At 68.8% G+C, this 26991-nt stretch carries 26 protein-coding genes; 14 read left to right on the top strand and 12 right to left on the bottom strand.

The window, feature by feature from the left end; all coding sequences use genetic code 11:
* Window position 1: 1 nt before the first annotated feature.
* From ATK30_RS26605 to ATK30_RS26615, 3 genes are read right to left on the bottom strand one after another with little or no spacing between them, the layout of a single operon-like run.
* A complete protein-coding gene (locus tag ATK30_RS26605) occupies window positions 2–757 on the bottom strand; it encodes an IclR family transcriptional regulator (protein WP_101437919.1) in 756 nt (251 codons plus the stop codon).
* A gap of 33 nt (window positions 758–790) precedes the next feature.
* Window positions 791–2350 carry a PH domain-containing protein gene (locus tag ATK30_RS26610; protein ID WP_101437920.1) on the bottom strand — a complete coding sequence of 520 codons (1560 nt, stop codon included), beginning with the start codon at window positions 2348–2350 and terminating at the stop codon, window positions 791–793.
* Complete coding sequence (locus ATK30_RS26615) at window positions 2347–2901, bottom strand: PH domain-containing protein (RefSeq protein ID WP_167442014.1); 555 nt, start codon at window positions 2899–2901, stop codon at window positions 2347–2349. Before ATK30_RS26615 ends, ATK30_RS26610 begins: the two co-directional genes overlap by 4 nt.
* 135 nt (window positions 2902–3036) lie before the next feature.
* Here ATK30_RS26615 and ATK30_RS26620 point away from each other — a divergent pair, with 135 nt between their 5' ends.
* A complete protein-coding gene (locus ATK30_RS26620; RefSeq protein WP_101437921.1) occupies window positions 3037–3951 on the top strand; it encodes a proteasome assembly chaperone family protein in 915 nt (304 codons plus the stop codon).
* Between the two features lie 502 nt (window positions 3952–4453).
* Here ATK30_RS26620 and ATK30_RS26625 read toward each other — a convergent pair.
* The gene (locus ATK30_RS26625; protein ID WP_208637429.1) at window positions 4454–4873 is read right to left on the bottom strand and encodes a MarR family winged helix-turn-helix transcriptional regulator; all 420 of its coding nucleotides are present in this window, start codon (window positions 4871–4873) and stop codon (window positions 4454–4456) included.
* 83 nt (window positions 4874–4956) lie between these two features.
* Here ATK30_RS26625 and ATK30_RS26630 point away from each other — a divergent pair, with 83 nt between their 5' ends.
* Entirely contained in the window at window positions 4957–5376 is a 420-nt protein-coding gene (locus tag ATK30_RS26630) for a PaaI family thioesterase (RefSeq protein WP_101437923.1), read from the top strand.
* Between the two features lie 46 nt (window positions 5377–5422).
* Window positions 5423–6292, top strand: a complete 870-nt coding sequence (locus tag ATK30_RS26635) for a class I SAM-dependent methyltransferase (protein ID WP_244194736.1) — start codon at window positions 5423–5425, stop codon at window positions 6290–6292.
* Here the strand turns inward: ATK30_RS26635 and ATK30_RS26640 are convergent.
* Complete coding sequence (locus ATK30_RS26640) at window positions 6282–7220, bottom strand: MCE family protein (RefSeq protein ID WP_101441092.1); 939 nt, start codon at window positions 7218–7220, stop codon at window positions 6282–6284. The genes ATK30_RS26635 and ATK30_RS26640 overlap by 11 nt on opposite strands.
* Window positions 7221–7533: 313 nt before the next feature.
* Here ATK30_RS26640 and ATK30_RS26645 point away from each other — a divergent pair, with 313 nt between their 5' ends.
* On the top strand, window positions 7534–7728 hold the full coding sequence (locus ATK30_RS26645) for a hypothetical protein (RefSeq protein WP_101437925.1): 195 nt from the start codon (window positions 7534–7536) through the stop codon (window positions 7726–7728).
* A gap of 928 nt (window positions 7729–8656) precedes the next feature.
* Entirely contained in the window at window positions 8657–9112 is a 456-nt protein-coding gene (locus ATK30_RS26650) for a hypothetical protein (RefSeq protein WP_167442016.1), read from the top strand.
* Here the strand turns inward: ATK30_RS26650 and ATK30_RS26655 are convergent.
* A complete protein-coding gene (locus ATK30_RS26655) occupies window positions 9101–10174 on the bottom strand; it encodes a reverse transcriptase family protein (protein ID WP_101437927.1) in 1074 nt (357 codons plus the stop codon). The two genes, ATK30_RS26650 and ATK30_RS26655, sit on opposite strands and share 12 nt — an antisense overlap.
* Before the next feature lie 229 nt (window positions 10175–10403).
* On the opposite strand from ATK30_RS26655, the gene ATK30_RS26660 reads away from it, so the two are divergent.
* The gene (locus ATK30_RS26660) at window positions 10404–10868 is read left to right on the top strand and encodes a MarR family winged helix-turn-helix transcriptional regulator (RefSeq protein ID WP_101437928.1); all 465 of its coding nucleotides are present in this window, start codon (window positions 10404–10406) and stop codon (window positions 10866–10868) included.
* Window positions 10865–12463, top strand: a complete 1599-nt coding sequence (locus ATK30_RS26665) for a chloride channel protein (RefSeq protein WP_244194737.1) — start codon at window positions 10865–10867, stop codon at window positions 12461–12463. The genes ATK30_RS26660 and ATK30_RS26665 overlap by 4 nt, the downstream gene beginning before the upstream one ends.
* Here the strand turns inward: ATK30_RS26665 and ATK30_RS26670 are convergent.
* Entirely contained in the window at window positions 12453–13781 is a 1329-nt protein-coding gene (locus ATK30_RS26670) for a class I adenylate-forming enzyme family protein (protein WP_101441094.1), read from the bottom strand. The two genes, ATK30_RS26665 and ATK30_RS26670, sit on opposite strands and share 11 nt — an antisense overlap.
* Before the next feature lie 58 nt (window positions 13782–13839).
* On the opposite strand from ATK30_RS26670, the gene wzm reads away from it, so the two are divergent.
* The 4 genes from wzm to ATK30_RS26690 all read left to right on the top strand — a co-directional run bounded on the left by wzm (window position 13840) and on the right by ATK30_RS26690 (window position 17338).
* Window positions 13840–14748, top strand: a complete 909-nt coding sequence (gene wzm, locus ATK30_RS26675; protein WP_101437929.1) for a galactan export ABC transporter permease subunit Wzm/RfbD — start codon at window positions 13840–13842, stop codon at window positions 14746–14748.
* Between the two features lie 186 nt (window positions 14749–14934).
* Window positions 14935–16014 (top strand): glycoside hydrolase family 3 N-terminal domain-containing protein, encoded by a 1080-nt coding sequence (locus ATK30_RS26680; protein ID WP_101437930.1) that lies wholly within the window; start codon window positions 14935–14937, stop codon window positions 16012–16014.
* A gap of 268 nt (window positions 16015–16282) precedes the next feature.
* Window positions 16283–16585, top strand: a complete 303-nt coding sequence (locus tag ATK30_RS26685; RefSeq protein WP_101437931.1) for a hypothetical protein — start codon at window positions 16283–16285, stop codon at window positions 16583–16585.
* A gap of 135 nt (window positions 16586–16720) precedes the next feature.
* On the top strand, window positions 16721–17338 hold the full coding sequence (locus tag ATK30_RS26690) for a hypothetical protein (RefSeq protein ID WP_101437932.1): 618 nt from the start codon (window positions 16721–16723) through the stop codon (window positions 17336–17338).
* Here the strand turns inward: ATK30_RS26690 and ATK30_RS26695 are convergent.
* The 4 genes from ATK30_RS26695 to ATK30_RS26710 all read right to left on the bottom strand — a co-directional run bounded on the left by ATK30_RS26695 (window position 17292) and on the right by ATK30_RS26710 (window position 20844).
* On the bottom strand, window positions 17292–18149 hold the full coding sequence (locus ATK30_RS26695) for a LysR family transcriptional regulator (protein ID WP_101437933.1): 858 nt from the start codon (window positions 18147–18149) through the stop codon (window positions 17292–17294). The genes ATK30_RS26690 and ATK30_RS26695 overlap by 47 nt on opposite strands.
* Window positions 18150–18303: 154 nt before the next feature.
* Entirely contained in the window at window positions 18304–19056 is a 753-nt protein-coding gene (locus ATK30_RS26700; RefSeq protein ID WP_101437934.1) for an SDR family NAD(P)-dependent oxidoreductase, read from the bottom strand.
* A gap of 59 nt (window positions 19057–19115) precedes the next feature.
* A complete protein-coding gene (locus ATK30_RS26705; RefSeq protein WP_101437935.1) occupies window positions 19116–19400 on the bottom strand; it encodes a hypothetical protein in 285 nt (94 codons plus the stop codon).
* Between the two features lie 202 nt (window positions 19401–19602).
* On the bottom strand, window positions 19603–20844 hold the full coding sequence (locus tag ATK30_RS26710; protein WP_101437936.1) for a PucR family transcriptional regulator: 1242 nt from the start codon (window positions 20842–20844) through the stop codon (window positions 19603–19605).
* Window positions 20845–21031: 187 nt separating this feature from the next.
* On the opposite strand from ATK30_RS26710, the gene ATK30_RS26715 reads away from it, so the two are divergent.
* From ATK30_RS26715 to ATK30_RS26725, 3 genes are all read left to right on the top strand, one after another.
* Window positions 21032–22474, top strand: a complete 1443-nt coding sequence (locus ATK30_RS26715) for a class I adenylate-forming enzyme family protein (protein WP_101437937.1) — start codon at window positions 21032–21034, stop codon at window positions 22472–22474.
* Between the two features lie 78 nt (window positions 22475–22552).
* Window positions 22553–24337, top strand: a complete 1785-nt coding sequence (locus ATK30_RS26720; protein ID WP_101437938.1) for a DUF3556 domain-containing protein — start codon at window positions 22553–22555, stop codon at window positions 24335–24337.
* On the top strand, window positions 24334–25752 hold the full coding sequence (locus tag ATK30_RS26725; protein WP_101437939.1) for a phytoene desaturase family protein: 1419 nt from the start codon (window positions 24334–24336) through the stop codon (window positions 25750–25752). The genes ATK30_RS26720 and ATK30_RS26725 overlap by 4 nt, the downstream gene beginning before the upstream one ends.
* Before the next feature lie 28 nt (window positions 25753–25780).
* Here the strand turns inward: ATK30_RS26725 and ATK30_RS26730 are convergent, their stop codons facing one another.
* Complete coding sequence (locus ATK30_RS26730; RefSeq protein WP_037361642.1) at window positions 25781–26986, bottom strand: IS110 family RNA-guided transposase; 1206 nt, start codon at window positions 26984–26986, stop codon at window positions 25781–25783.
* Window positions 26987–26991: the final 5 nt, after the last annotated feature.

The raw sequence follows: 26991 nt of genomic DNA on the forward strand, positions 1-26991 counted from the left end.
GCTACACCGAGTATTCGGAAATCGCATTTCCGATCTGCTCGGCGTAAGAGCGCAACGCCGCGATCGCCCGCTGGCGCTCGCCGTCGCCGATGCGGGTGGCCGGCCCGACGAAGGTCAGCACGCTCGGCCGGTGCCGGTCGGCGCTGACCGGCACCGAGCAGCACCATACGCCGTCCTCGATCTCGCCCCAGCTTTGCATAAAGCGATTGGCCAGCGCGTCCTTGAGGGCGTCGCGCACCTCGGCACCGCGTTCGCGGGCGATCCGGGCGACCTGGCGTTCGCGTTCACCGTCGGGCAGGAGGGCGAGCAGCATCTTCCCGGTCGCGCCGACGCCGAGCGGGATCGAATGCCCCGGCTGGAACGTGAACCGCATCGGGCGGTCGCATTCGACCAGGTCGCTGCAGACCGCGGCCTCGCCGAAGTGCTGGAACAGCAGGACGGTCTCGCCGAGTTCGCGCACGGCCTCTTCCATCACCGGCCGCGCGACCCGGGCCAGGTCGTTCGCGAGCCGGGCGGCGCGCGCGAGCGGCATGACGCGGCTGGTGACGTGATAGCGCCCGGACCGGGACTCTTCGAGCAGCTGCAATTCTTTCAGCAACTGCACGTAACGGTAGGTAGTGGCGACCGGACTGCCTATTACCTCGGCGAGTTCCGCCACGCTGGCTTCCCAGCGCTGCTCGGTGAACGACAACAGCAACTGGAGCACTTTCCGGGAACTGTTGGCCCCGGCCGTGCGACGGAGACCGGGCTCAGACATCGTGAAACCTCTTCGCGAGTTCACCTAATCCAGTTACGAACGCGTCGGTAAATTACCACAGGTCACGGTTTTTCCGCCCGAGGCGAGAAACGGGGTCAGCAATCCGGGGACGGCGGTGTCCGCGAGAGCGAGTCCGGCGCCCTCGTCGACGTCCAGCACGCGGTAGTGCCCCCGGCCGGCGGCAACGGGCGCGATGACGGTGACCAGTCCGGCCCGCCGCTGGAACAGCGACTGGTGCACGACGATCCCAGTCAGCCGGTCCCTCCGGACGGCGACCGTCGCCCTGGCCAGTGACCCGGAACGGGTGACGAGGTAGCGGCCAGTGATCGCGTGGCCGAGCGAGCGGTACCGGTCGAAGCCGACCAGGACCGCGAACGGCAGCAGCACGAGCGCGGCCTGCCACGGCCATTCCGGCAGTACATCCAGCCAGGCCAGCGCGAACAGCGCGGCCGACAGCGCCAGCACGGCGAACACGGCGCGGGTGATCCGGCGGGTCAGCGCGCGCCGGGAATGCCGCACGAGGGGGACATTCGCGAAGTCCTCGCCGAGCACCTCGCTCGCGATCTCCCGGGCCTTCCCGGCCGGAGCAGGCGGCAGCAGCAGGCCTCCGCCGCGGTCCGCGCCCTTGCCCTCGCGCAGCCCGGCCGCGACCGCGACACATTTCGCGCCGCCGACCATCCGCAGCGGCAACGGTTCCTTGATCTCGACGCCGCGCAGCCGGTCTTCCTCGATCGACACCGACCGCGTCGTGATCAGCCCGCGCCGGATGTGCAGCGTGCCGCCCGGTTCCCGGGTGAGGCGGAAGTTCCAAAAGGACAACACGTATCCGCCGACCGACAGCACCGACACCAGCACGAGCAGTCCGGCCGCCGCGAGCACCACGGTGAGCCACACCGGTTGTTCGAGCGCGCGGTTGGTGAGGTCGCGCAGCGGCCCGAAACTCGTCGGATCGAAGTGCAGTTCGTGGGCGAAGTGATAGACGGTGCCGAGGATCGCGGCGACCACCGCGAGCCCGGACAACGTGAACGGCGCGTACCGCACCCAGCGCTTGTCGACCTCGGCGACGAGCGACTCCGGCGGTTGCGGCGCTTCGGTTTCCGCGGTTTTCCGGTGCAGCAACAGGGCCCGCAGCCGCTCGGCCTCCGCGTGGGTGACCGCGTCCAGCACCAGCTGGTCCTTGCCAGGGCCTTTTCCGTGATCGTGCCTTCCGGTACCGATTCGTACCGCGGACAGCGAGAAAAGCCGATGTTTCGGTTCCGAAAGCACGTCTACGGTACGGATTCGATCGCGTGGAATCGCGCGTTGCTTGCGCAGCAGCAGCCCGGTGTGCCATTCGATCTGGGTCGCGGTGACGCGGTAGCGCGAGGTGAGGCAGTGCGAAATGCCGACGCCGATCGTCACCGCGGTGGCGGCGAGACCGATCCACTGCCAGTTGTTTCCGTGGCCGAGCAGCAGCGCACCAACGAGCACCGGCAGCGACTTCACGAGGTCGAGAACCGGGCGGATCAGCAACATTCGGCGGTCGAGGCGATGCCAGGGCGTGTCGCCGGCGCCTTCGGCGGCCACCGGCGGGGAAGGCGCGGCGGCGTTCACGTCGCGTCCCCGCGCACGGCCTGCGTGGTGTGGGTCAGCTCGTCGACCAGCGAGACCGCGACGTCACGGTCGAGCCCGGAGATGCGCAGCGGCCCGGCGGCGGACGCGGTGGTGACGGTGAGCCGGGACAGCCCGAACAACTGCTCCAGCGGGCCGCGTTCGACGTCCACCGTCTGGATCCGCGAGATCGGCGCGATCCGCCACTCCTGCTTCAGCCAGCCGGACTGGGTGTAGACGGCCTCGCCGGTGACTTCCCAGCGGTGCACGCGGTAGCGCCACTGCGGCATGACGAGCAGGTGCAGCGGGGCCAGCACGCAGGAGAGCAGCAGCGTCACGGTGAGCCACGACGGCGGGTCGTCCGCGGTCGCGACCACCACCGCCTGCACCGCGACCACGAGCAGCCAGCCGGCCCCCGCCGACGCCGCCCAGTGGCCGATCGCCCGGCGGCTCACCCGGTGTTCGGGCGGGCGCAGCCGCAGTTCAAGCGTGGTGGATTTTTCGATGTTCACCTGCTCAGAGTGCCCGACCGGACGCGTCGATGCCCACGACAAGTGTCACGATGCCCCGATCCGGGGTGGCCGACGAGTGCGGGGCGTTACTATTTCCGCCGCGAGCGGGATGGATTCGCAGCCGGGCCGCGTTGTACCGCGTACGTCCGTGCAAGCGAGAAGCAGCAGGAGGATCCGGTGGGACTCGATCCCGAGGAACTGTACGAGGTGGACTCGGACGTCCCCGACCTGAACGGAGCGGTGCTCCTGCACTTCTTCGAGGGCTTCATGGACGCGGGTTCGGCCGGGCGCCTGGTCACCGACCACCTCACCGGCGAGGTCGAGAACCGGATCGTCGCGCGGTTCGACGTCGACCGGCTCATCGACTACCGGTCGCGCCGCCCGGCGATGATCTACGCGGTCGACCACTGGGAGGAATACGAGACCCCCGAGCTGGTCGTGCGCCTGCTGCACGACGACGACGGCATCCCGTTCCTGCTGCTGTCCGGCCTGGAGCCGGACCGCGAATGGGAGCTGTTCGCGGCCGCCGTGCGCCAGCTGGTGGAGCGCTGGGGCGTCCGGCTCACCGTCGGCTACCACGGGATCCCGATGGGGGCCCCGCACACGCGCCCGCTCGGAGTCACCGCGCACGCGACCCGCGAGCACCTGATCGGCGAGCACCAGCCGCTGCCGAACCGCATGCAGGTCCCGGGCAGCATCGCCGCCATGCTGGAGTACCGCTTCGGCGAATGGGGCCACGACGCGATGGGCTTCGCCGCGCACGTGCCGCACTACCTGGCGCAGTCGACCTACCCGGCCGCCGCGCTGACGATCCTCGACTCGATCGGCAAGGCCACCGGCCTGCGCCTGCCCGACGGCGAACTGCGCACCGCGGCCGAGGTGGCCAAGGCGGAAATCGACCGCCAGGTCGCGGAATCCGAGGAATCCGCGGACGTGGTGCGCGCGCTGGAGCGTCAGTACGACACGTTCACCGAAGCTTCCGGGCACAGCCTGCTCGCCGAATCGCAGGAACACATGCCGACAGCGGAAGAGCTGGGCTCGCAGTTCGAGCGATTTCTCGCCGAACAGGGCGGGGACGGCTCCGAACGCTGAGCCGAGAGGTAAGCGACGCCTGCGGATCGGACCGTCTGCCAGGCCCACCAGAGCCGGGCTGTCATGATCGCCACGCCGGACATGGTGCGGCCCGCACGTTGCCGCAAGGCTGCGGTGGCGGGTGTGGTGGATGACATCTGCGTTCAGGCTAGCTGTTCGGCTCGGTTGTCGCTTGGCGGCATCCGTGCCGCTCAGGTCTGAAGCGGCCCGATGCGGTGTGGGGCGCTCGGCTGGGGCGCGACGTGACCAGCGCCTGCTCGGCCCCGCCCAGGCTCGGCGAGCGTGAAGAGCTTCCGCGCCAGCCTCCGTAGCAAGGCGCTCCCCCGAAACGGGTTTCTCCGCAGCGGCCTGGGCGGCGGGTTCGGCGGCGCGTTGCTCGCCAGGGCGCGGAGCACCGGCTGAGCGGAGGCGGACCCGCATGGTTCAGCTCCCGCGAAGGCTCGTGGGGGACCCCTGAAGGACTCTGATTCCCACGGGGTTCCCCTCGCGAACCTCGGGCATCTCAGCCCGGCCACCCCGCCAGGTGGCGCAGCGCTTCGCTGGTCGGCCCGAACGCGTCGCCCAGCAGCGCGTGCAGTTCGCGGTTGAACGATTCGATCACCGGCCGCAACCGGGTGATCGTCGCGCTTCCCTCCGGGGTCAGGTCCAGCACCAGCGCCCGGTGCTGTTCCGGATGCGGCTGCCGGACGATCAGTCCCGCCTCGATCAGCCGTCCGGTCATCGCGGTGATCGCCGATTCGCGCTGGCCCAGTTCCGCGGCCAGTTCCCGCTGGGTGAGCCCCGGCCGGTCGTGCACCGCGAACAGCGCGCCGAGCTGCGCGGTCGTCACGCCGGCCGCGGCGAGACAGCGCCGGTCGCCCTCGACTCGCAGCCGGTGCGCCGCGCTCTGCAGCAGGAAGAAAAGACGTTCGTCGGCGGCCATGCGGGGATCTTGACAGTGTTCTCCTCTCGCCGCCATCCTCACTTCACTACTGAAGTACTTCACTACTGAAGTGAGGATCGGGAATGAACCTGGACTTCGCGCGCGCCGCACTCGCCGCGCAACCGTTCAGCGTCCTGCTCGGCGCGCGGGTCGAGGAGTTCGGCGACGGACGCGCGGTGCTGGAACTGGACGTCCGCGACGACCTTCGACAGCAGAACGGCTACCTGCACGGCGGCGTCCTCGCCTACGCCGCCGACAACGCGCTCACCTTCGCCGCCGGAACAGTGCTCGGTCCGCAGCTGCTGACGAGCGGCTTCTCCATCGACTATCTCGTGCCCGCCGACGGCACGGTGCTGCGGGCGGAGGCGACCGTCGTCCAAGCGAGCCGTTCGCGGGCCACCTGCCGCTGCGATCTGTACACAGTGGACGGAGAAGGCAATTCGACATTGTGCGCCGCCGCGCAGGGATCCGCGGTGCTCAGGCGGCCGGCTACTCCCGGGTAAACCGGGCGGTGCCGGATGGTGTCCGGTTGTCGGCTATCGTCCCGGAATGAACCAGGAAAGCCAAGATCGGCTGACGACAAGGACTTTGGGCCCTGCGCTGCGCCGGAAGGCCGGCCTGGTGCTGCGCCGGGCCGCGGCCAGGCTGCACGATCCGCACACCGACCAGCTCGCCGAACTGCGCGCGGAACTGGAGCGGACGCGGGAGGAACTGCGGTCCGAGATCCTCCGGCAGGGGGACCGCCTGCTGGACCGCGTGGTCGAGTTCGAAATCCGCAGCCGCCGCGACATCGTGTACGCCGGCGATCAGGACGCGGCGTTGGAGAGCAACGTCTTCGCGCGCGAAAACCTGATCGGGGCCAAGCATTTCGGGAGCCCGAAGGAAACGCTGCAGTACGCGCTTTCCCTCGCGCCCACCGGCGGGTTGGCACTGGAGTTCGGCGTCGCGTCCGGCAACACCCTGCGCACCATCACCGCCGCACGCGGGGCCACCGAGGTGTACGGCTTCGATTCGTTCGACGGCCTGCCCGAAGCGTGGCTCAACGGCATGCCCGCCGGTGCCTTCGCCCGCGACGACCTGCCTGACGTGCCGGGAGCCGAACTGGTCGTCGGCCTGTTCGCCGACAGCCTGCCCGGTTTTCTGGAGAAGCACCCCGGTCCGGTCGATTTCCTGCACATCGACGGGGATCTCTACAGCTCCGCGAAGACCGTGCTGGACAACGTCGGCCCGCGGCTGCGCGTCGGCAGCATCGTGCACTTCGACGAGTTCTTCAACTTCCCCGGCTGGAAACGGCACGAATACCGGGCGTGGACCGAGCACGTCGAGAAGACCGGCGTCGAGTTCGCTTACGAGGCCTACACGTACAACGACAACCAGGTCACCGTGCGGATCACCGGCGGACCGGGGCTCATGGAGTGAAGCAGCCGTCCTCGTTGACCGGTCCGATCGCGGGGAGGATCAGGCCGCACAGATAACCGTCGATCCACCGGCCGTTGCCGGTGAGATTCGCGGCGAAACGGACGAGCGGGGCCAGTTTCCGGATTCCTTCCGCGAGCGATGCGCGGTTGCGTTCGAGCAGCGCGGTGAGCCGGTCGAGCTGGGCGAGCACCGGGCCGAGCTCGCGGTCGTTGTCGGCGACCAGCCCGGACACTTCGGTGCCTAACCGGCGGGCTCCGGCGAGCAGCGACTGGATGGCCGACTCGCGTTTCTGCACCTCGGCCAGCAACTGGTTGCCGTCGGTGAGAAGCCGGGACAGCTGGGCGTCGCGGTCGGCGAGCGTGCCGGAAATCGTCCGCGCCTGAGTCAAAAGGTGAGCCAGTTTCGCGTCGCGGGTGGAGAGGGAATCGGACAGCCGCGACAGTCCGGTCAGCGTGCCGCGGACGTCCGCCGGGGTGTGCGCGAACGTGTCGGAAAGAGCGCGAAAGCTCTGCGACAGCTGCGTGGTGTCGATCGCGTCGACGGTCGTGGCCAGCTGCCGGAACGCGGGCAGCACGTCATACGGAACAGTGGTCCGGTCGCGCGGGATCGGCGTGTCGGGATCCAGCGACCCGGCGCCGACCGGGTCGAGCGCGAGATATTTCTGGCCGAGCACCGTTTTGATCCGGATCGAAGCGGATGTCCGGTCCCCGAGCCACGCTCCCGACACCCGGAAGGACACGCGGACGGACGCGCCGTCGAGCGCAACCTGAGACACCCGGCCGACTTTCACTCCCGCGATCCGCACGTCATTGCCGGTTTCGAGTCCGGCGGCCTCGCTGAACTCGGCGGCATACGCGGTGCCGTCGCCGATGATCGGCAGATTCGGCGCCTGGAGGGCGGCGAGGACCCCGAGGACGAGCACAGTCATCCCGACGAGAGCGGTGCGCACAGGGTGCCGGGCGGGATGCACAGCGTGGATAGTGGCTCGCCCAGCCGGGTGAGGCCACTCATGCCACCCGAATGGGCGCTTTCCGGCCGGTGTCCACTTAGGACGATCAGTGCTCCCGCCCTGCGCACGCCCCGTTTTCCGGCACCGCACCGGCGTCGCTCGACGTGTGCCATTCTGGCCTGGCCGGCAGACGTGATCGGAGTCATCGGAACATCCGGTGCCGCTCGGCCGTTGAAGGGGTGTGCAGCGAGCGCGGAAGACCCGCGCCCACGCCAATCGGGGAGGAGCCACCATGCGAGACCTGACCACCGGATTGCACCCGGCGCCGGACCTCGTGGACGACACCGACGCGGCCCGCCAGGAGGAACGCCGCCGCAAGGCAGCGCTGGCCGTCGCGTCCCGGGCCAAGGACGCACAGGAATGCGCCCTGCTGCTGGACATGCTGGGCCTGCACGCCCCGGGCAGCAGCCGGACCGAGGTCGCCTGAGGCGCTCCGGTTCCGCCGGAGTGTTCCGAGGTATTCGGGGGAAGAACACGCCCCGGCCGGTGTGCGGACCGGTTGCGCGTGAGCTTTGTGCCAGCCTGGCCCTGGGAGGGCCAGGCTGTTCGTGTCTGAGCGATAGCGGGCTGGGCGGCTCGGTTGCGGGGGGTGGCCGGGCCGTGGTGGCGAGAGGTTTGGGCGCTGGCTGGTCGGGTAATCGCCGGGCGATGGGCTTGAGTTTGACGTGTAGACGGTCTGGCGACCGGACGGGCTGACCGTGTGTGCGAGCCTGCCCCGCGACGTGTTGCCCTGTCTGGGCAAATCGAGTCCTGTGCCGCGTCATTCTGCGTGCCGCGCGAGGCGGGGAATGGTGGCCGCCGTAGGCGGCTCAAGAGGCTTTCTCTCCCATCGCTTCACCGTGCACCCGAGAGCAACCCGCCACCTCGATCCCACGATCCCGATTGGGCCGAACGGGTGAAAGCGCGACGGGAAAGCGCACTGGAAGCCCGCGCCGCCCACGGGTAGTTGAAGCGTGCATCGCCCGGAGGCCCGCTCCGCTTGGGCAGAACAACACCTTGGTATGAAAGCGATTCGCAACCGTCGCCCCTGCGCACTGCTGGGTGTCCACTTGGGCCAGTCGCCGCGGAATGCGGATTCCGCAGCAACTCGTCCCGGCCGCGCCGACAAGCCGACCCGCGGCGCGAAACTGCTGCGGAAACCGACTCGCGCCAGGAAATCCCGCAACCCCGCCGATAGGCTCGATTCCTGAGGAACACCAAGGATTCCCCGGCTTGCGCGGTCGAGTACTGTCGATTCCCCTGGGTGATATTTTGCTCCGAACGGCTGAGTGTCGCCGACGTATCTGTCACTCTGGTGGAGCATCCTGTACCGCGAAACGGCCTGGGTCGGGACCGGGCGCAGGGGAGGAAACGCTGTGCAGTACCTGCGGGAAGACGAATACCTCACTCGTCAGCAGCGAGCGCTGGCGGAAATGGTGCGCCGGGGACGGCGGAAGCGCAGTTTTCAGCTGGCGGAACATCTGGCCGCGGAGGGCGGGGTGCACCGGTCGGACATCCTTGCCGTGACGGCGCTTTTCCTTGCCTGTCAGGCGTTCCGACGAGGTGACGCGGCGGCCGTGCAAAGATTTTCGAGTGCGTTTCGCGGGTGCGAGCGAAGCAGCGTGGATCTCGCTCGGCAGCTCATGCGTTTGGAAGCGGGCCGGGAACAGGGCTGGCTTCCGCGCGTGCATTATGACGAGCTTTTTTCCTACGCTTGGCGAGAAAACCGGCCCGACATTCTGGTCAAAGCGTCGTTGATTCAGCCGCGAGATGTTCCGGCGGCCGGATGGTGGGCCGAGATGGAGCGGAACCTCAGCCTGTTATCGGTCTGAACCCGGTTCTCGCGACCAGTCGATCCGGGAGAACAGACCGCGCAATTTCGCGCCGCGGGTCGCGTTCGTGGCGCTGATCCACGCGATCCGGCCCAGCAGGTGCGCGCGGAAATCCGGGTGCCCAGCGCGGTTCTGCGGCCCCGGCCCGGTGCGGGTGCAGTTGTGCAGCACAGCCCGCAGCTCGTCGTACTCGGCTCGGGCGACGGCTGGCGCGGCGTTCACCACCAAACCCGCGACGCGTTGCTGCCGGTAAGCCGGTTTGACTGACGTCTTGTCGTTGCGCAAGCGGAAGCCCTCGTCGGTCACGATGCGCCGGACGCCCGGCAGCAAGCGATGCAACGGCAAAGTCGCGTCGCCGGAGAAGGCGAGGTCGTCGGCGTAGCGGGTGTAGTTCGCGCCCAGCACCGCGGCGAGGCCGGAGAGCCTGCGGTCCAGATGAAGGGTGACGGCGTTCGCCACCGAAGGCGACGACGGTGCGCCTTGCGGGAGGTGCGTTCCGGCGAGATGGCTCAGCATGGCCGAGCGGGCGGGGGCGGAGCGCAGGACGTCGACCGGAGTGCGGGTGGTGAGGATTCCGGCGATGGCGGCCGCGACGGCTGGTGGGTAACCGGCCAGATCGAGAATTGAGCGCACGCGGGTCGCGGAGACCGTCGGGAAGAAGCCGGCCAGATCCAGTCGCACCACCAGGTCTTGTCCGGCGTGCGGACGGGCGCAGGTGTGAATCGAGCGGCCGCGGCGGAAACCGTGCGCTGCCTCGTGGACCGGCAGCGCGTCGAGCACGTGCCCGCGGACCCGGCGCTGCAGCTCGGCCAGCCGGGGTTTCGGCCGTTCGATCAGCCGCGCGCCGCCGGTGGACGTCGGGATCCAGCGGTAGCTGTAATGCCGCAGCACCGGCCGGGACCGCCGGTGCCAGCCGCGTTCGTCGGCGAACCAGGACAGCTCGCCGGGCGTGAGGTCGAGGGCGGCGGCGCATTCGTCGAACGTGGTCCACCGAGCGACCGGCCAGCGCCACACCGGCATCGGTTCGGGCAGCGACGCGGAGGCGACTCGTTCTCCGTTCATCCGCGCTGTCTTGTACGCGGAGCGTGCCGCCGCTGCGCGGGGCGCTGTGGGTACGTGTCGTGCTGCTCCCCGGGGTTGCCCCGGAGTGGGTGGTCCTCCACCGGCTCACCTCCGCGTCGCCGGAACCCACCCTAGCCAAGATCACCGACAAAACGGGCAGCCGGGGCAGAACCCCTGGTGACCGAGCACACCCTTGACCCAGAGTCGTGATTATAGCAACTTTTGCACTATGCAAGGTTTGCCGGACGACGTGGCCGATCTCGAGCGGCTGACTCGCGTGCTCGTGGCCGTGGCCTGGGACAGCGCGCACGCCGCCCCGCGCGGCGTCACCTTCCCGCAGGTGCGGTTGCTGGTGGTGCTCGACAGCCTGGGACGCGTGCCGTGTTCGCGGCTCGCCGAGGCGATGGGCGTGAACGCGTCCTCGGTCACGCGGCTGGCCGACAAACTGGAGGCGCACGGGTACGTCGTGCGCGGCGAAGACGAGCACCGCCGCACGGTGGTGACGATCGAGGTCACCGCCGCCGGGCGGGAAGTCGTCGCGGGCGTAGTGGAGCGACGGCACCGCGCGCTGTCCGAGCTGCTGGCGCAAGTGCCGGCTGCCCGGGTCCAGGCGGTCTCGACGGCGGTCTGCGACCTGGTCGTGGCGGCGGAATCGGCACCGGGCGTGCCCACGGCCGGGCCGGGCCGGCTGTGAAGGTTCCGGCGCGGGCCGCGCACCTCGGCGACTTCGCGGTCAATCCGCGGATGCTGCTGATCACCGCGATCGCGCTGCCGGTGGGCGGCGCGGCCGCGGTGGCGGCGTTCGCGCTGCTCAAGCTCATCGGCTTGATCACCAATCTGGTGTTCTACCAACGCGTCGCCACGGATCTCGTCGCGCCGGGCGCGCAGCAGCATCCGTGGTGGCTCGTGCTGCTCGCGCCGGTCGCCGGCGGCCTCGTGATCGGCTTGATGGCGCGCTACGGCTCGGAGAAGATCCGCGGCCACGGCATGCCGGAGGCGATCGAAGCGATTCTCACCGGCGGCAGCCGGGTGGCCCCGCGCGTCGCGGTGCTGAAGCCGGTGTCGGCGGCGGTCAGCATCGGCACCGGAGGTCCGTTCGGCGCCGAGGGGCCGATCATCATGACCGGCGGCGCCGTCGGTTCGATCCTCGCGCAGCTGCTGAAACTGTCCGCGGACGAACGCAAGACGCTGCTGGTCGCCGGTGCCGCGGGCGGGATGGCGGCGACGTTCAACGCGCCGCTGGCGTCCGTCCTGCTCGCAGTGGAGTTGCTGCTCTTCGAGTGGCGGCCGCGCAGTCTCGTGCCGGTGGCCGCCGCGGTGTCGGTCGCGACGGTGTGCCGCGGCTTTCTGCTCGGCACCGGACCGGTCTTCGGGGTCCCCTTCGCCGGGGCCAACCCTGGCCCGGCCGCGGACGGTCTCGCGCTCATCCCCGGCCTGACCGGCGGATTGCTGGCGATCGGCGCGACCGCGCTCGTCTACTTCGCCGAGGATCTTTTCGGACGGCTGCCGGTGCATTGGATGTGGTGGCCCGCGATCGGGGGCCTGGTGATCGGCATCGGCGGCCTGATCGAACCGCACGCGCTCGGCGTCGGCTACGACGTGATCGACACGCTGCTCACCGGGCACGCGACCGCGTCGCTGATCGTCGGAATCCTGGTCGTGAAGACCTTGATCTGGGCACTGTCGCTGGGATCCGGGACGTCCGGCGGGGTGCTGGCGCCGGTCTTCATGATCGGTGCCGCGCTGGGTGCCGCGGAAGGCGGTTTGCTGCCGCACGTCGCGCCGGGGTTTTGGGCGACGTGCGGACTGGCCGCGGTGGTCGGCGGCGTGATGCGGTCGCCGTTGACCGGCATCGTGTTCACTTTGGAGCTGACGCACGCGTGGAGCTATCTGCTGCCGCTCGTCGTCGCGTCATTCTCGGCGTACGCGCTTTCGGTGTTGCTGCTCAAGCGTTCTGTGCTCACGGAGAAGATCGCGCGGCGACGTCTGCACCTCACTCGCGAGTACACGACTGATCCACTTGAGACGTTCTTCGTGCATGAGGTGATGACGCACCAACCGGATGTGCAGATGTCGGCTGATGTCGTCGTGTACGCGGACGACACGCTGCGCGACGTCGCGAACGAACTCGCGCTTGGGCATACGACGCAGGCGCTGGTGGTCGACCGGCACGAGCCCTCGCGGGTGCTCGGCAAGGTGACGCTGGCGCAACTGCTGCATGCCCGGCGGCGGGACCTGCACGAGGAGCATCACCGGGAACGGTTGCTGGGCCGGTCCATCACCGCTTGAGCCGCTGTTTGTCCACTTTGCCCACCGGAGTCAGCGGCAACTCGTCGCGGAACTCCACAGTGGACGGTACGAAGTGCTCGCCGCCGAGTTCTTCGCGAACCCGCTCGCGCAGGTCGCTCGCCGTTGTTCCATCGGCGACCACCACCGCGTGCAGCAGGGTTCCGTCTGGTCCTGGTGCGGGGACTACCGCGGCGGCTTTCACCTTGGGGTGGCTGAGAAGTGCGTGCTCCACTGTGGTCGACGAGACTTTCGTGCCATGCTCGCCGGTGACGATGACGTCGTCGACCCGGTCCTCCAGATAGAGGTAACCGTCCTCGTCGAAGCGGCCGAGGTCGCCGGTGCGCAGCCAGCCGTCGCCGATCGGCGGTTGCCCGTGGTAGCCGTCCATCATGGACAGTCCGCGGACAAGTACCTCGCCGTCCTCGATCCGGGCTTCCATCCCTGGCACGATGCGGCCGACGGAACCGAGAAGTTCCGGCCGGGCAAGGACTTCGTCCGCGGAGATGCTGGCGATCATCGGCGCTTCGGTGAGTCCGTAACCCTGTCCGACGACCGGACCGAACACCTTGAGCGCTTCGGCCAACCGGCGCGGCGGCAGCGGCGCGGCACCGAGAGAAAGCTGCTGCACGCTCGATACGTCCGTAGTGGACAGATGCGGATGGTCGAGCACCGCGGCGAGCCGGGGCGGGGTAAGAGAAAGCGTCGTGACGCGATGACGCTCGACATCGGCGAGAAGTTTCTCGGCATTGAACTCTCGGTGCAGTACCACGGTGTTGCCGCAACAGAGCGCACCGAGAACGGCGGCGTTGCCGGTCATATGCGTGAGCGGCGCGGTGACGAGGGCCGTCTTGGTGCCGTCCGGCTGGAAGATGTGGGCGACGCCGTCGTAGATTCCGCTGTGCCGGATCAGTTTCGGAGCCCCGGTGGTGCCGCCGCTGGGGAAAATCGCCGTGACGCTATTCGGTAACATGTCCGGAGTGGACGGACGCGCGGCGGCGAGCGTGTCGAGTTCGGCGTCGGTGAGCAAGGTCGCCCCGGTGGCCGCGAGCGTCGCCGCCCGCGCCGGACGGCTCGCGGACGCCGCGATCAGCACCACTTCCAGTCCCCGCAGCTGTGCGGCAAGCTGGGTGAGCACCACTTCCGGCCGGTTCGCGGCGTCGATCGCCACCATGCCGCGCACCTCGGCGAGTCCGCTGTACAGCCGCGACAGCAGCTCTGACGCCGCTCGGTACGTCATCGTGGTGTCGTCGTGGTGGAACAGCACGGTGTCGCCGCCGTCGCGGAGCGCGGAAAGGACGCGGGACAGGAAAAAGCTCACCCGGCACACCGTAGTCGTGTGTTGGCCGAGAACGGCGATCGCGGCTAGGTTCGCTGTCATGACCGCTCCACCCGCGATCGCCGCGGACCCGAGAAGCTGGCGTCGCGCCTTCGCTGACCTGCTGGCTGGGCTGCGTGCCCGGGAACTGTGGGCGTTGCTCGCGTGGCAGGATATCAAGCAGCGCTACCGGCGTTCGTCGCTAGGACCGTTGTGGATCACCGTCGGGATGGCGGTCACCGCGCTCGCGCTGGGTGTCGTGAACTCAGCGCTGTTCGGCAGTTCCATCTCGACGTTGCTGCCGAGCATCACCACCGGGCTCATCCTGTGGAACTTCATGAACGGCTGCATCGTTGAGGGCTCGGAAACGTTCATCGTCAACGAAGGGATGATCAAGCAGCTTCCGGCTCCGGTGTCGGTGTACGCGCTGCGCACGGTGTGGCGGCAGGCGTTGTACCTGGCGCACAACCTCGTCGTGTACGTGCTGGTGCTGGCGATCTTCTTCGGCAAGCTGTCGCAGCCGTACCGCTTGGTGGACAAGGACGGCGCGCTGCTGCACCCTGGGCTCGGCTGGGGGATGCTGCTCGCGGTGCCCGCGCTGATGCTGGTCCTGCTGAACGGCGCCTGGGTCGTGCTGCTGTTCGGCGTGGTGTCCACGCGGTTTCGCGACATTCCGCCGGTGATCCAGAGCTTCATCACGATGCTCTTCTACGCGACGCCGATCATGTGGTCGATGGACCAGGTGCGGGTGATGAACCAGAGTTCGCACGAAGGATTTGGTTCCGTCGCGGTGAATTTGCTGCAGCTCAATCCGGTGTACCACTTCGTCGAGATCGTGCGCGCACCGCTGGTCGGGCAGCAGCAGAGCTGGACGCATTGGCTCGTCGCGGGAGTGGTGACCGTGGTCGGCTGGTCGCTGGCGATGCTGGTGCTCCGCAATTACCGGGCCCGGGTCGCTTACTGGGTCTGACATTCTCTTCGCTCGTGAAGCACCGCCGCGGTCGCTTCGGCCGTAACGGCTTCGGATCGGAAGCCACGGGAATTGCTCCTTGTTTCGCCACGCTCTTGTGCACCGTGCTGGTTCCTGCGGGCCCTAACCGCGCACACCCGCTCGCCGGGGGTTAGCGTTGTGTCACGGCTCGCGAACGGAGGTCGCATGAAGCGTCGGAAGGCATTGCAGGCTCTGGCCGTGGCGGTGCTCGCGATGAGCACGGTCGCCGCCGCCCCGTCCGGACTCACGCCGCGGCAGCTGGCCGGACAGCGGGTGATCTACTCCTATCCTGGTCTGACCCCGCCTGCCTCGTTGCTGCAACGCATCCGCGCCGGCGAGGCGGCAGGCGTGATCTTCTTCGGCGAGAATATCTCGAGTTCTCAACAGATTAGCGGCGTCGTACGACAATTACGGGACGCGAACGCACAAAGCCCGGTGCACCGCCCGTTGCTGCTGATGACCGACCAGGAAGGCGGCAAGGTCCGCCGGTTGCCCGGCGAGCCAGTTCTGTCGGAGAAGCAGGTCGGCCAGTCCGCGGATCCCTCCGCCGCGGCCAAAGCGGCAGGCACCGGCGCTGGTCAGAACCTCGCGGGGGTAGGCATGAACCTCAACCTCGCGCCGGTTCTGGATGTCTACCGCCAACCGGGGAATTTCATCGACAAATACGGCCGTTCCTACAGTCAGGACCCCCAGGTGGCTGGCGCACTGGGCCAGGATTTCGTCACGGCTCAGCAGGCAACCGGCGTCGCCGCGACGGCCAAGCACTTCCCCGGCCTGGGCGCCGCGCCCGCCGGAAGCAACACAGACGTCGGTCCGGTGACGCTGAACGTGCCCTTGCCTGAACTGCGCGCCAAGGACGAGGCTCCCTACCACCCGGTGGTCGACGCTGGCGTGAAGCTCGTGATGCTTTCGTGGGCCGTCTATCCCGCGCTTGACCCCTCCCGCCCCGCCGGACTTTCGCCCGCGGCGGTGCAGGAACTCCGAAACGGCACGAAGTTCGCCGGGGTGACCGTGACGGACGCCTTGGAGGCCGGCGCGCTGAAGTCCTATGGCGGATCGGGAAACCGCGCCGTGCTGGCGGCGAAGGCGGGGATGGACCTGATCCTGGCTTCGGCCCGCGAGGTGAGCCAGGGGGACGACGCCGCTTCCGCGCTGGCCGCCGGATTGTCGAACGGATCGTTGCCGAGCGGGGAGTTCACCGCGGCGGTGGACCGGGTGTCGGCGTTGCGGGATGGGGTGAAGTGACGCTTCCGACGGGGCTTGGGTGAGTGCTGGCGTCGTGCTCGGTCACGGCCGCTGGTGTCCATGCCCGCGCAAGGCGGCTCTCGGCGCCGCGCTTAGGTATTGCTAGTGCCTTCTCCTCGCGGCGAGGTGCTCGCGGAAGGTGGCCCGGCCCTCCGCGATTACCCAGCGAGCAACCCCCGTTCCGGTGACACCCGGCGGTGTGGATATCGGGCTGTCCCCGGGCTGAGCGGGCACCCTTGCGTGCGACCCACCCACGACGGGAGGACGAATGCAAGCTTGGTGGCTCCTCGTGGCCGTCGCCGCGGTGTTCGTGGTGCTGGCCGTCGTGTTCCTGCGCCGCGCCGCCCGGCGTCGCTCCTCCGCCCCGCCGCCGAATGCTTCTCCGGCCTCTCCTCCGGACGACTCCACCCGCCGCTGGGTCTCCCCGTCGGATGACTTGCCCCGCCGCGCCCGCCACCGGCTGGACGAGGCGCACCCCCTCGCTCGCTACCCAGTCGCCCGGCAGCGCCCGATGCGGCATCCGCGACCGTCGACACGGCAGGAGTCCGCACGGGAACGGCGCGATTCGTAGTTCTGCGCGAATTCGGGACAGCCGAGATGAACCGCGGCGGGAACATTCCTCGAGGAGCAACGATCGATTTCATCGCTGAATCGAAGCGAAAACAGGCGTTGGACTGGAAGGTCGACGCGAGCCAATACTCAGCCCATGACGTCTGTGCCTGGCGATTCCGCCGAGAACTCGGGCCGGAACGACGACCGGTGTCTCGCCGGTGCCGAGTCGGCGGACCGCTCCGGCGGTGATACCGGGACCGGCCCGAGCACTGAGCGAGTCCTCGACGGTCGCGGGATCGCTCCGGACGCCGCTGTCCCGGGTGCGGTGGGCGACGAGTCGGCGGCCAGCGTCAACCGAGCGGCGGGCGACGAGTCGGCGGCCAGCTTTCTCCGATCGGCTACCGCCGAGCCTGCGACCAACGTCAACTCGGCGGTGGCCGACGTCGGACCGGCGGGCGGCAGCCGGGCGGCTGAGCCTCCGGCGAACGCCGACTGGGCAGCCAGTGCCGGTCTGGTGGCGAGCATCGAGTCGGTGGCCAACGCCAGCCCGGCAGCCGAGGTCGAGTCAGTCGATGGCGAGACTCGGGATGTCGTCCGGCTGCTGCGGCGGTTTGGCGGCAGGGCGTTCGCGCTGGCGTTCGTTGCTGGGATTACCGGATTGACGACCGTCGCATTGGTGTTGGGTTTGATCGGCTTCGCGTTGGTGCTGGCACCGGTGCGTGGGATCAGGCGAGGAGATGGGCCAGCAGCGCGCGTGCCGCCGGGTTGGTGAGGTTTGCCGAGCGGCCGGTCAGGTAGATGGTGCGGGCCAGCGTCGGCTGGGTGAGGTGGGCGAACGGCAGTCCGGATCGGGCGGCGACCTGCTCGGGCACCACGGTGACGCCTAGTCCAGCCGCGACGAGGTCGACCAGCAGCGGGACGTTCGTCGCTTCGCAGACCTGGTCGCGGCGGACTCCAGCCTCGGTGAAGGCGCGGTCGACCAAGGCTTGCAGGCCGCTGCCGGTGAAATCTACGAAGGGTTCGTCGTCCAGTTCCGCCAGCCGGACTCGGCGGCGGGTCGACAGGCGGTGTCCGGGGTGGGTGAGCAGGACGAGGTTTTGCTGCCAGCTCGCGAACTCGGCCAGGTCCTCCGGCAGCGGACCGCCCACATAGGACAGATCCAGCTCGCCGTCGGACACCGCGGCAGTCAGTCCGGGGATGGTGCCTTCCCGGACGCGCAGCCGGATTCCCGGGTAGCGGGCGCGGAATTCGCCGAGCTTCGCGGGCAGATCGAGGACGGTCAGGGTCTGGATGGTCCCCATCGACACCCGGCCGCGCGCGAGGCCGGTCACCGCGGCTACCTCGCCCCGGGCGGAGTCGACGTCCGCGGCGATTTGCCGGGCAAGGGGGAGCAGGGCCTCGCCCGCGGGGGTGAGTGTCACACGGCGGGTGGTGCGGTCGAACAGTTCCGCGCCGAGGTCGGTCTCCAGTTTCCGGATGGATGCGCTGAGAGCGGACTGTACGACGTGCACGTCCTGGGCGGCGCGGGTGAAGTTGCGGTGCCGGACTACGGCGAGGAAGTGTTCGACCTGCCTCAGCTCCATCGGCTTCGCCTCCGTCTCGCCACCGGGGAGTGATCCGGTCAACGTACCGCGCGGTCGAGTCGGGGACGGCGGATCGAGGAGCCCGCGCGCCAGACAACGCAGGAGGGGGCTCCCGCCGGAGCCGCAGACAACCGCGGGAGCCCCCAAGAAACGCCTACTGGGCCGTGAAGCCCCCGTCGACCACGATCTCCACCCCGGTCACATACGAGGACTCCGAGGAAGCCAAGAACAAGATCACGTCGGCGACCTCCTGCACCTCCCCAGTCCGTCCCATTGGCACCCCCGCGACCTGCTTCGCTCGCCACACCGGATCGGTCGAGCCGCGGGAGGTGCGCATCGGCGGCAGGAAGCCGGGTGCTACCGCGTTGACTCGGATGCCTTCGCCCGCGTAGTGGACTGACGCGGCGGTCGTCATCGCCTTGATCGCGCCCTTTGAAGCGGCGTAGCCCAGGTGCACGCCGAGCTGACCGATCGACGCCGCGATCGACGTCAGGTTCACGATCGAACCTCCGCCCCGGCCGGACATCGCTGCCACGCCGTGTTTGATGCCCAGGAACACTCCGCGGGCGTTGACCTGCAGCAAACGGTCGTAGAACGCCGTGCTGGTCAGGTCCGGGTCGAAGGTGCCGCTGATGCCGGCACTGTTGACCAGCACGTCGAGCTTGCCGTGCCGGTCCAGGACACCGGCGATCGCTGCCGTCCAGGACTCCTCGTCCGTGACGTCCAGGCGGCGGTAGTCGGCCTGGCCGCCGTTGGCGCGGATCTCCTCGGCCACGGCGGTGCCGTCAGCGTCTTCGACGTCGGTGACGACGACCGTCGCGCCTTCGCGGGCGAAGGTGAGGGCGGCTGCCCGGCCCATTCCGCTCGAAGCGCCGGTGATCAGGGCGATCTTGTCCGCCAATCGCATGTGGGTCCCTTTCGCTGGTGGGGACCCCAGTCTGACGCCGGGCCGGCGGACGGACCGACTCAGGCCAGCTCGGCGGAGACGACCGACGAGAGGTCGCGCAGCGCGTCCAGCAGGGCGTCGAGCGCGTCGGGGCTGACCAGGACCGTGCTGACCATGCTGCTTTCCCGGACCCCCTCGCGGACGTCGACGGACAGCTCGTGGATCAGCTTCCCGTGCTGGGTCAGCGTGGCGACCAAGCCGGGGATCTGGTCGATGCCGCCGACGAAATACGTCGCGATCCGGCGGCGGACCAGCATGGCCGGGGCGGAGGTGTACGGGGCGGAGGAAAAGGTGCTCAGGGACATGGCGTTCTCCGGGAACTCATGAGAGGTCTGGCGGGAAAAGGGCCAGGTCCCGAAGCAAAACCGCATACCGGCATCGCGCGCCGGCAGCCTGGTTCAGCCGGCGCGCCGGGTTACGAGTCGCTCGGACGTCATGAGGCGCAGCACGGCGACAGGTTAACACGGGGACGCGCGAAGGCAAATCAATCCACAAAGGACAGACAGGTCAGCCGGGTTCGTTCCACGGCAGCCGCTTGCGCAGCAAAGTGGCCGCACGCAGGGCGACCTCCACTTCCAGCCGGTGTTCGGCAAGCGGCCGTCCGCACAGTTCCTCGGCCTTGCGGACGCGATAGTGGACGGTGTTCTTGTGCAGGTGCAGCCGGGCGGCGGCGTGCGTGTAGCTGCCGTCGGTGTCGAGGAAGACCCGCAGCGTCTCGCGCAGCTGCTCGGTGCCGGGATCGTCGGCGACCAGGTCTCCGAGAACCCGCGCGATCCAGCGGTACACGTCGTCGGAGTGTTCGGTGAGCAGCGCGGCGATCGCGACGTCGTCGAACAGCACCACGTTCTGGCTCTGGTCCTCGTCGGTCTCGGCGACCGCTCGTGCCCGCACCGCCTCGCGCAGGGACCCGCGGAACCCGGGCAGCCCGTAGCCCGGCGCGCCCAAGGCCAGCCGCAGGCCGCCGCCGATTTCCGCCACGCCGGCGCGGAGCCGTTCGACCTCGATGTCGTCACGTTCCGTGCTGACCGTCCAGCTCCACAGCGTGCGGTCGTCGGCCAGCATGGTGAGCGCCGGACCGCGCCCGCACACCTCCTGCAGCAGCCGCGCCGCTGCCTGCAGTTCGCCCGCGCCCTCGGCGGGCAACCAGGCGACGGCCGCGCAGTGCCACTGCCGCATCGGGAAGGCGAGCAACTGCTGCGCGGCGTCCTCGGTCAGCGTGTCCGAGTCCAGCACCAGCCGGATCTGCGCCGCCCGCGCCGCACCGGTGCGGCTGCTCCAGCGCCGGCGTTCGGTCTCGAAGATGTCGATCAGGCCCTCGATGACCTGGTCGATGTAGCGGTTGGTGCGCCGCGACAGTTCGGCGAGCACGCCGAGCGCGAGCTGGGTGTCGATGTTCGGCTGCCGCTCCAGCGCCTCGATCGCCCACTGTTCGAACCGGTGCTCGCCGAGCCGGTACGCCCGGAGCAGCGCTTCCAGCGACAGCTCGTGCTGGGCGAACCGGCGCGCGTACTCGGCCGCGGCGGGCGGGACGGTGATCCGGTCGAGCGGGATGGAATGCGACAGCATGTCGAGGATCGCGACCAGATTCGCCGACGTGCTGGCGATCATCAGTTTGCGGACCGTCTCGTCGTGCCGGAACTCCGGGATCATCTCGACGAACCAGTCGGTCAGCTCGGTGGTGCGCGCGGCGAGGTCGGCGTCGATGGCGTGCGCGATCTCTGCCACGACGGCGTCGACGGCGTCGGACATGGCGGTCAGGGTAGCCACCGGACCGCCCCGGCGACAGGCGAGCGGCGTCGTTCACCCCCTCGGTGCAGGCGGTTGTGACCCCGGCACAACGACCCGCGGCACCTTCGGTTCTGCGGCCTATGGCCTGGGTCACTACGCGTCCTTACCGTCATTTCCCACTAAGCCGCCCTGGGAAAGGACTTCGACGATGCACCTCGCGGCGCTGCCTGAAGAGCGGGCCCGGCGGAATCCGAACCTGCCGTGTCTGGCCGACGAATACGGCGAACTCGGCAACGCCGGCTTCGCGGTACGGGTGCGCAGCGCGGCGGCCGCGTTGCGGGCCCGAGGGGTCGGTGCGGGCGACGTCGTCGCGGTGCTGCTGCCGAATCGCGTCGAGTTCGCGGTGGTGTTGTTCGCCGCCTGGCGGCTCGGTGCCGCGGTCGCGCCGGTGAACCCGGAGCTGACCGACGGCGAGGCCTCGTTCCAGATCGCCGACGCGAAAGCGAAAGTCGTAGTGGGACAAGGTGATTCGGATCTGGTGACGATGCGGATCGAGGAGCTGTCGACGGCCGCACCCGACGACGGTCCAGTGGCCGAGGACGATCACGCGGTCGCCCTGCTCATCTACACCAGCGGCACCACCGGACAGCCGAAAGGCGTGGTGCTCGACCACGCCAACATCGCGGCGATGACGTCGATGATCGTCGACGCGCTCGAACTCGGCCCAGCGGACCACAGTTTGCTGATCCTCCCGCTGTTCCATGTCAACGGGATCGTGGTCAGCGTGCTCGCGCCGCTGCTCGCTGGTGGTCGCTCGACCATTGCCGGGAGATTCCGCGCCGACGACTTCTTCACCGTGGTCGAACGCGTCCGTCCGACGTATTTCTCTGCTGTGCCAGCGATTTACGCGCGGCTGGCCGGTCTCCCGGACGCCGTGCGGCCGGACACTTCGTCGCTGCGGCTGGTGGTGTGCGGTGCCGCGCCGATGCCCGCCGAGCTGATCCAGCGCGTCGAGCAGCGGTTCGGAGTAGTGGTGGTCGAGGGCTACGGCCTGTCCGAAGGAACCTGCGCTTCGACGCTGAATCCGCTGGCCGGGCCGCGTAAACCGGGCACCGTCGGGCGTCCGCTGCCCGGTCAGGAAGTCGCCCTGATGGATCCGGACGGGCGGCTGGTGACCGACGGTCCCGGCGAGGTCGTGGTCCGCGGCCCGAACGTGATGCGCGGCTACCTCAACCGGCCGGAAGCCACCGCCGCGACGATCGTCGACGGCTGGCTGCACACCGGCGACGTCGGACGGTTCGACGAGGACGGTTACCTCGTCCTGGTCGACCGCATCAAGGACATGATCATCCGGGGCGGGGAGAACCTCTATCCCAAGGAGATCGAGAACGCACTGCACGCACACCCGGCGGTGCTGGAAGCCGCGGTGGTCGGCGCGCCGCATCCGGTGCTCGGCGAACTGCCGGTCGCGACCGTGACGCTGTACCCGGGAGCGGTCGCGAGCGAGGCCGAGCTGCTCGAACACTGCCGGGCCCGGCTGACGCGGGTGAAGGTGCCGGCGCGGATCGATATCGTCCCCGCATTGCCGCGGAACCCGGTCGGCAAGATCGACAAACCCGCGCTGCGCCGGGAACTCGCCGCGGCGGGTTGATTCCACTCTTCTGAAAGAAACCATCCGTGCCCGCATTCGCGGGTCCGGTCGATGCTGCCCGGAGAAAGGCGGAGAACAATGGGGTTCAAGACAGGGGACTTTCCCCCGGTCGATCCGGAAACCTTCCTGCGCAAGCCACTGTTCGAACGAACCAAGGCGCTCGCGCTGCACTGGGTCCAGTTCGGCTTCGGCTCGCCCAAGATGATCCCGGCGACATACGTGGTGAAGCTGCTTTTCCTGTACGTGCTGGCCGGGGTGGCGCTGGCGACCGCGACGTCCGGCGTCAGCCCGTTCTGGGATGTCGCCGCGTGGTGGCACGAACCGGTCGTCTATCAAAAGCTCGTGCTGTGGACGGTATTGCTGGAAACGATCGGGGTCGCCGGTTCCTGGGGCCCGATCGCGGGCAAGTTCAAGCCGATGACCGGCGGGATCCTGTTCTGGGCGCGGCCCGGCACGATCCGGTTGCGGCCGTGGAAACGCGTGCCGTTCACCGCGGGCGACCGGCGAACCGGCTTCGACGTGCTGCTGTACCTGGCGTTCCTCGCCACCCTGCTGACCGCGATCGTGCTGCCCGGCGTCCCGGACTCCGCGCTGTCGGCCGCGCTGCCCGGCAACACCTCGGGTCTGGTGCGTCCGGCGCTGCTGATCGCGCCGATCGTGCTGTACGTGCTGAATGGCTTGCGGGACAAGACGATTTTCCTCGCTGCCCGCGGTGAACAGTATCTGCCTGCGTTGGTGTTCTTCGCCTTCCTTCCGTTCGTCAACATGATCATCGCCGCAAAACTGCTGATCTGCATTGTCTGGATCGGCGCGGGCGTTTCGAAGTTCGGCAAGCATTTCACGAATGTGGTGCCGCCGATGGTGTCCAACAGTCCGTGTGTTCCGTTCAAGTGGCTGAAGCGGGCGCATTACCGCGATTTCCCGAACGACATCCGGCCGTCGAAGCTCGCGACGTTCATGGCGCATGTCGGCGGGACGACGGTGGAAATCATCACGCCGCTGGTGCTGCTGTTTTCGACCAATCACTGGGTCACGCTCGCCGGTGTCGCGCTGATGGTGGTGTTCCACCTGTTCATCACGTCCACGTTCCCGCTGGCGGTGCCGCTGGAGTGGAACATCCTGTTCGGCTACCTCGCGATCTTCCTGTTCCTCGGCTTCCCGGCGAGCGCTGGATACGGCGTCGGCGACATGACGCCGGGCTGGCTCGCCGTCGTGATCGCCGCCGCGCTGCTGTTCTTCCCGATCCTGGGCAATCTGCGGCCGGACCTGGTGTCGTTCCTGCCGTCGATGCGGCAGTACGCGGGCAACTGGGCGTCGGCGCTGTGGGCGTTCGCCCCGGGTGCCGAGGCGAAGCTGAACACGCTGCCGCACCGGCCGACGAAGAACCAGGTCGACCAGTTGCAGGCGATGGGTTATCCGGCGGAGGTCGCCGAGATCACCATGCAGCAGACGATCGCGTGGCGGTCGATGCACAGCCAGGGCCGCGGGTTGTTCTCGGTGCTCGCGAAGAAGCTGCCGGACCTCGAAACGCGGACCGTGCGGGAGGCCGAGTTCGGCTGCAACTCGATCCTCGGGTTCAACTTCGGCGACGGGCACATGCACAATCTCGACTTCGTCAACGCGGTACAGAAGCGGGTCGGATTCGCGCCCGGCGAGTGGATCGTCGTGTGGGTCGAATCGCAGGCCATCCACTCGAAGGTGCAGCATTACCAGGTGATCGACGCGGCGCTGGGCGTGATCGAGCGCGGCCACTGGACGGTGGCCGACGCGGTCAACGAGCAGCCGTGGCTGCCGAACGGCCCGATCCCGCTCACCGTGACCTGGACCGCTCAGCAAGCCGAGACCGGCAGCGTGCTGGCATGACTACCGCGGTGGTGGTCGGCAGCGGACCGAACGGGCTCGCCGCGGCGGCCGTGCTGGCGCGCGCCGGGGTCGACGTGACGGTGCTGGAGGCCGCCGACGAGATCGGCGGCGGCACCCGCACCTACGAGGCGATCGTCCCCGGCCTGCGCCACGACCACTGCTCGGCGACCCATCCGATGGCGGTCGGCTCGCCGGTGCTGACCGACCTCGGGCTCGACCGGTACGGCCTGCGCTGGCGGCTGCCGGAGATCGACTGCGTGCACCCGCTCGACGACGGCACCGCCGGAGTCCTGCGGCGCTCGGTCTCCGACACCGCCGCCGGGCTCGGTCCGGACGAGCGTCGCTGGTCAGCTCTGTTTTCCTCGCCGGCGCAGAACTACGACGCGCTGAGCGAGGACATCCTCGGCCCGCTGCTGCGTGTCCCGAAACACCCGTTGCTGCTGGGCCGGTTCGGCCTGCCGACGGTCGCGCCGGCGACCGTGCTGGCCCGGTACTTCCGCACCGAGCAAGCCCGAGCGCTGTGGCTCGGCGTGGCAGCGCACGCGTTTCGTCCGCTGGATCGGCCGCTTTCGTCGGCGATCGGGCTGGGCATCCTCACCGCCGGCCATCGGCACGGCTGGGCGGTCGCCGAGGGCGGGTCGCGGGCGATCAGCGACGCGCTTGCCGCGCTGGTGGCCGATTTCGGCGGGAAAATCGAGACTGGCGTGCGGGTGGAGTCGGTTTCGCAGTTGCCGCGGGCGGATGTGGTGGTGTGGGACGTCGGACCGAACACGCTGGCGTCGGTGCTCGGAGACCGCTTGCCGCCGCGGATCCGACGTTCGTACGAGCGGTTCCGCTACGGCCCCGGTGCGTTCAAAGTGGACTTCGCGGTGCAGGGCGGGATTCCGTGGCGTTCGCCGGAAGCACGCGTCGCCGGGACTGTCCATTTGGGAGGCTCGGCGGAGGAGGTGGCTGAGGGAGAGCGACTTGTCCACAACGGACGGATGCCGGAGCGGCCGTTTGTATTGCTGGGTCAGCAGTATCTGGCTGATCCGTCGCGTTCGGTCGGCGATGTGCATCCTGTGTGGGCGTACGCGCATGTGCCGCATGGGTACACCGGTGACGCCACCGAGGCGATCACCGCGCAGATTGAACGGTTCGCGCCGGGGTTTCGGGAGCGGGTTATTGGTTCGGTGAGCACCTCTTCGGCGGAATTCGCGGCGGGGAACCCGAATTTTGTCGGTGGGAACATTCTTACTGGGGCGAAGGATGTGCGGCAGTTGGTGTTCGGTCCGCGGGTGACTTTGCAGCCGTACGACGTGGGGGTTCCGGGGCATTTCGTGTGTTCCGCGGCCGCGCCGCCGGGGCCGGGGGCGCATGGGATGTGTGGGGGGAAGGCAGCTGAGAGGGCGTTGCGGTATTTGTGGAGGGGGTAGCCCCGGGGGGGGTGTCCCTATGTTGTTGTCAAGCGGCAGCGGGGGTACTGGTCGGTTCGGGGTGCCGGTAGTTGGTGCGGCTGCGGAGCATGGCGAACAGGACGTCGCAGCGGCGGCGGGCGAGGCAGATCAGCGCGGCGTTGTGTTTCTTGCCCTCGGCTCTCTTCCGGTCGTAGTAGGTCCGGCTGGTGGGGTCGGACAGGGCTGCGAAAGCGGCGAGGAAGAAGGCGCGTTTGAGTCTGCGGTTGCCTGTTCTGGCGGGGTGTTCGCCCTTGATCGAGGTTCCGGAGCGGTGGGTGACCGGGGCGATGCCGGCGTAGGCGGCGAGGTGTCCGGAGGTTTTGAAACCGGAGGCGTCGCCGATTTCGAGGAGGATGCGGGCGGCGGTCCTGACGCCGATGCCGGGCATCGATGTCAGGACCTGGGCAAGAGGGTGTGCATCGAGTATCTCCTCGACTTCGGCGGCGACGGTTTTCCGTTGCTGCAGCACGGTTTTCAGGCTGTCGGCGAGTCTGGGCAGGATCTTGTCCGCGGCGGCGGTGCCCGCGACGGTGACGGTCTGCTCGTCCAGTGCGGCGAGGATGTCCTCGACCAGTTTTGTGCCCATGCGTGGGGCGTGGGTGGTGGCGATCGCCGCGAGTTTGCGGCAACCGGCCTTGCGGATCCCGATAGGGCCGCCGCAGCGGGACAGGATTTCCAGCACGGCAGAGTGACTGATTTTGGGGCCGAGGACGCGTTCGAGGGCGGGGTGGATGCCGGTGAGCAGGCCGCGGATGCGGTTGCTGACCCGGGTCGCTTCGGCGGCGAGGTCGTCGTCGAATCCGACGAGCACGTCCAGCTCGGCCAGGGCTTCGTCGTCGACGTTGAGCCGGCGCAGGGTGTGGGGCAGGGTGCGGGCGGCGTCGGCGATGACATAGGCGTCGCGGGCGTCGGTTTTGGCGTTGCCCGGGTAGAGGTCGGCGATGCGGCGCATCGCCAGCCCTGGCAGGTAGGCCACCTCGTGCCCGCAGGCGCGGGCCACCGCCACGGGCAGTGCGCCGATCGTGGCGGGCTGGTCCACCACGACCAGGACTGGGCCGTGAACAGTGAGTTTGTCGAACATCGCCCGCAACTTCGGCTCACTGTTGGGCAGCGGAGCGTCGTGCAGCCGTTTCCCGGCCGGATCCAGACCGACCGCGTGATGCTCGCCCTTGCCGACGTCCAAGCCGAGGAACACGGCGTATTCGCTGGTCATCGAAG

Source organism: Amycolatopsis echigonensis, from assembly GCF_002846615.1.
Classification (GTDB): domain Bacteria; phylum Actinomycetota; class Actinomycetes; order Mycobacteriales; family Pseudonocardiaceae; genus Amycolatopsis; species Amycolatopsis echigonensis.

Bases quoted from the DNA above. Each gene is read 5' to 3' on its own strand.
- ATK30_RS26605 (WP_101437919.1), bottom strand. From the start codon at position 757: ATGTCTGAGCCCGGTCTCCGTCGCACGGCCGGGGCCAACAGTTCCCGG.
- ATK30_RS26625 (WP_208637429.1), bottom strand. From the start codon at position 4,873: ATGGCCGCCGACGAACGTCTTTTCTTCCTGCTGCAGAGCGCGGCGCAC.
- ATK30_RS26630 (WP_101437923.1), top strand. From the start codon at position 4,957: ATGAACCTGGACTTCGCGCGCGCCGCACTCGCCGCGCAACCGTTCAGC.
- ATK30_RS26635 (WP_244194736.1), top strand. From the start codon at position 5,423: ATGAACCAGGAAAGCCAAGATCGGCTGACGACAAGGACTTTGGGCCCT.
- ATK30_RS26640 (WP_101441092.1), bottom strand. From the start codon at position 7,220: ATGACTGTGCTCGTCCTCGGGGTCCTCGCCGCCCTCCAGGCGCCGAAT.
- ATK30_RS26645 (WP_101437925.1), top strand. From the start codon at position 7,534: ATGCGAGACCTGACCACCGGATTGCACCCGGCGCCGGACCTCGTGGAC.
- ATK30_RS26655 (WP_101437927.1), bottom strand. From the start codon at position 10,174: ATGAACGGAGAACGAGTCGCCTCCGCGTCGCTGCCCGAACCGATGCCG.
- ATK30_RS26660 (WP_101437928.1), top strand. From the start codon at position 10,404: ATGCAAGGTTTGCCGGACGACGTGGCCGATCTCGAGCGGCTGACTCGC.
- wzm (WP_101437929.1), top strand. From the start codon at position 13,840: ATGACCGCTCCACCCGCGATCGCCGCGGACCCGAGAAGCTGGCGTCGC.
- ATK30_RS26680 (WP_101437930.1), top strand. From the start codon at position 14,935: ATGAAGCGTCGGAAGGCATTGCAGGCTCTGGCCGTGGCGGTGCTCGCG.
- ATK30_RS26685 (WP_101437931.1), top strand. From the start codon at position 16,283: ATGCAAGCTTGGTGGCTCCTCGTGGCCGTCGCCGCGGTGTTCGTGGTG.
- ATK30_RS26690 (WP_101437932.1), top strand. From the start codon at position 16,721: ATGACGTCTGTGCCTGGCGATTCCGCCGAGAACTCGGGCCGGAACGAC.
- ATK30_RS26695 (WP_101437933.1), bottom strand. From the start codon at position 18,149: ATGGAGCTGAGGCAGGTCGAACACTTCCTCGCCGTAGTCCGGCACCGC.
- ATK30_RS26700 (WP_101437934.1), bottom strand. From the start codon at position 19,056: ATGCGATTGGCGGACAAGATCGCCCTGATCACCGGCGCTTCGAGCGGA.
- ATK30_RS26705 (WP_101437935.1), bottom strand. From the start codon at position 19,400: ATGTCCCTGAGCACCTTTTCCTCCGCCCCGTACACCTCCGCCCCGGCC.
- ATK30_RS26710 (WP_101437936.1), bottom strand. From the start codon at position 20,844: ATGTCCGACGCCGTCGACGCCGTCGTGGCAGAGATCGCGCACGCCATC.
- ATK30_RS26715 (WP_101437937.1), top strand. From the start codon at position 21,032: ATGCACCTCGCGGCGCTGCCTGAAGAGCGGGCCCGGCGGAATCCGAAC.
- ATK30_RS26720 (WP_101437938.1), top strand. From the start codon at position 22,553: ATGGGGTTCAAGACAGGGGACTTTCCCCCGGTCGATCCGGAAACCTTC.
- ATK30_RS26725 (WP_101437939.1), top strand. From the start codon at position 24,334: ATGACTACCGCGGTGGTGGTCGGCAGCGGACCGAACGGGCTCGCCGCG.
- ATK30_RS26730 (WP_037361642.1), bottom strand. From the start codon at position 26,986: ATGACCAGCGAATACGCCGTGTTCCTCGGCTTGGACGTCGGCAAGGGC.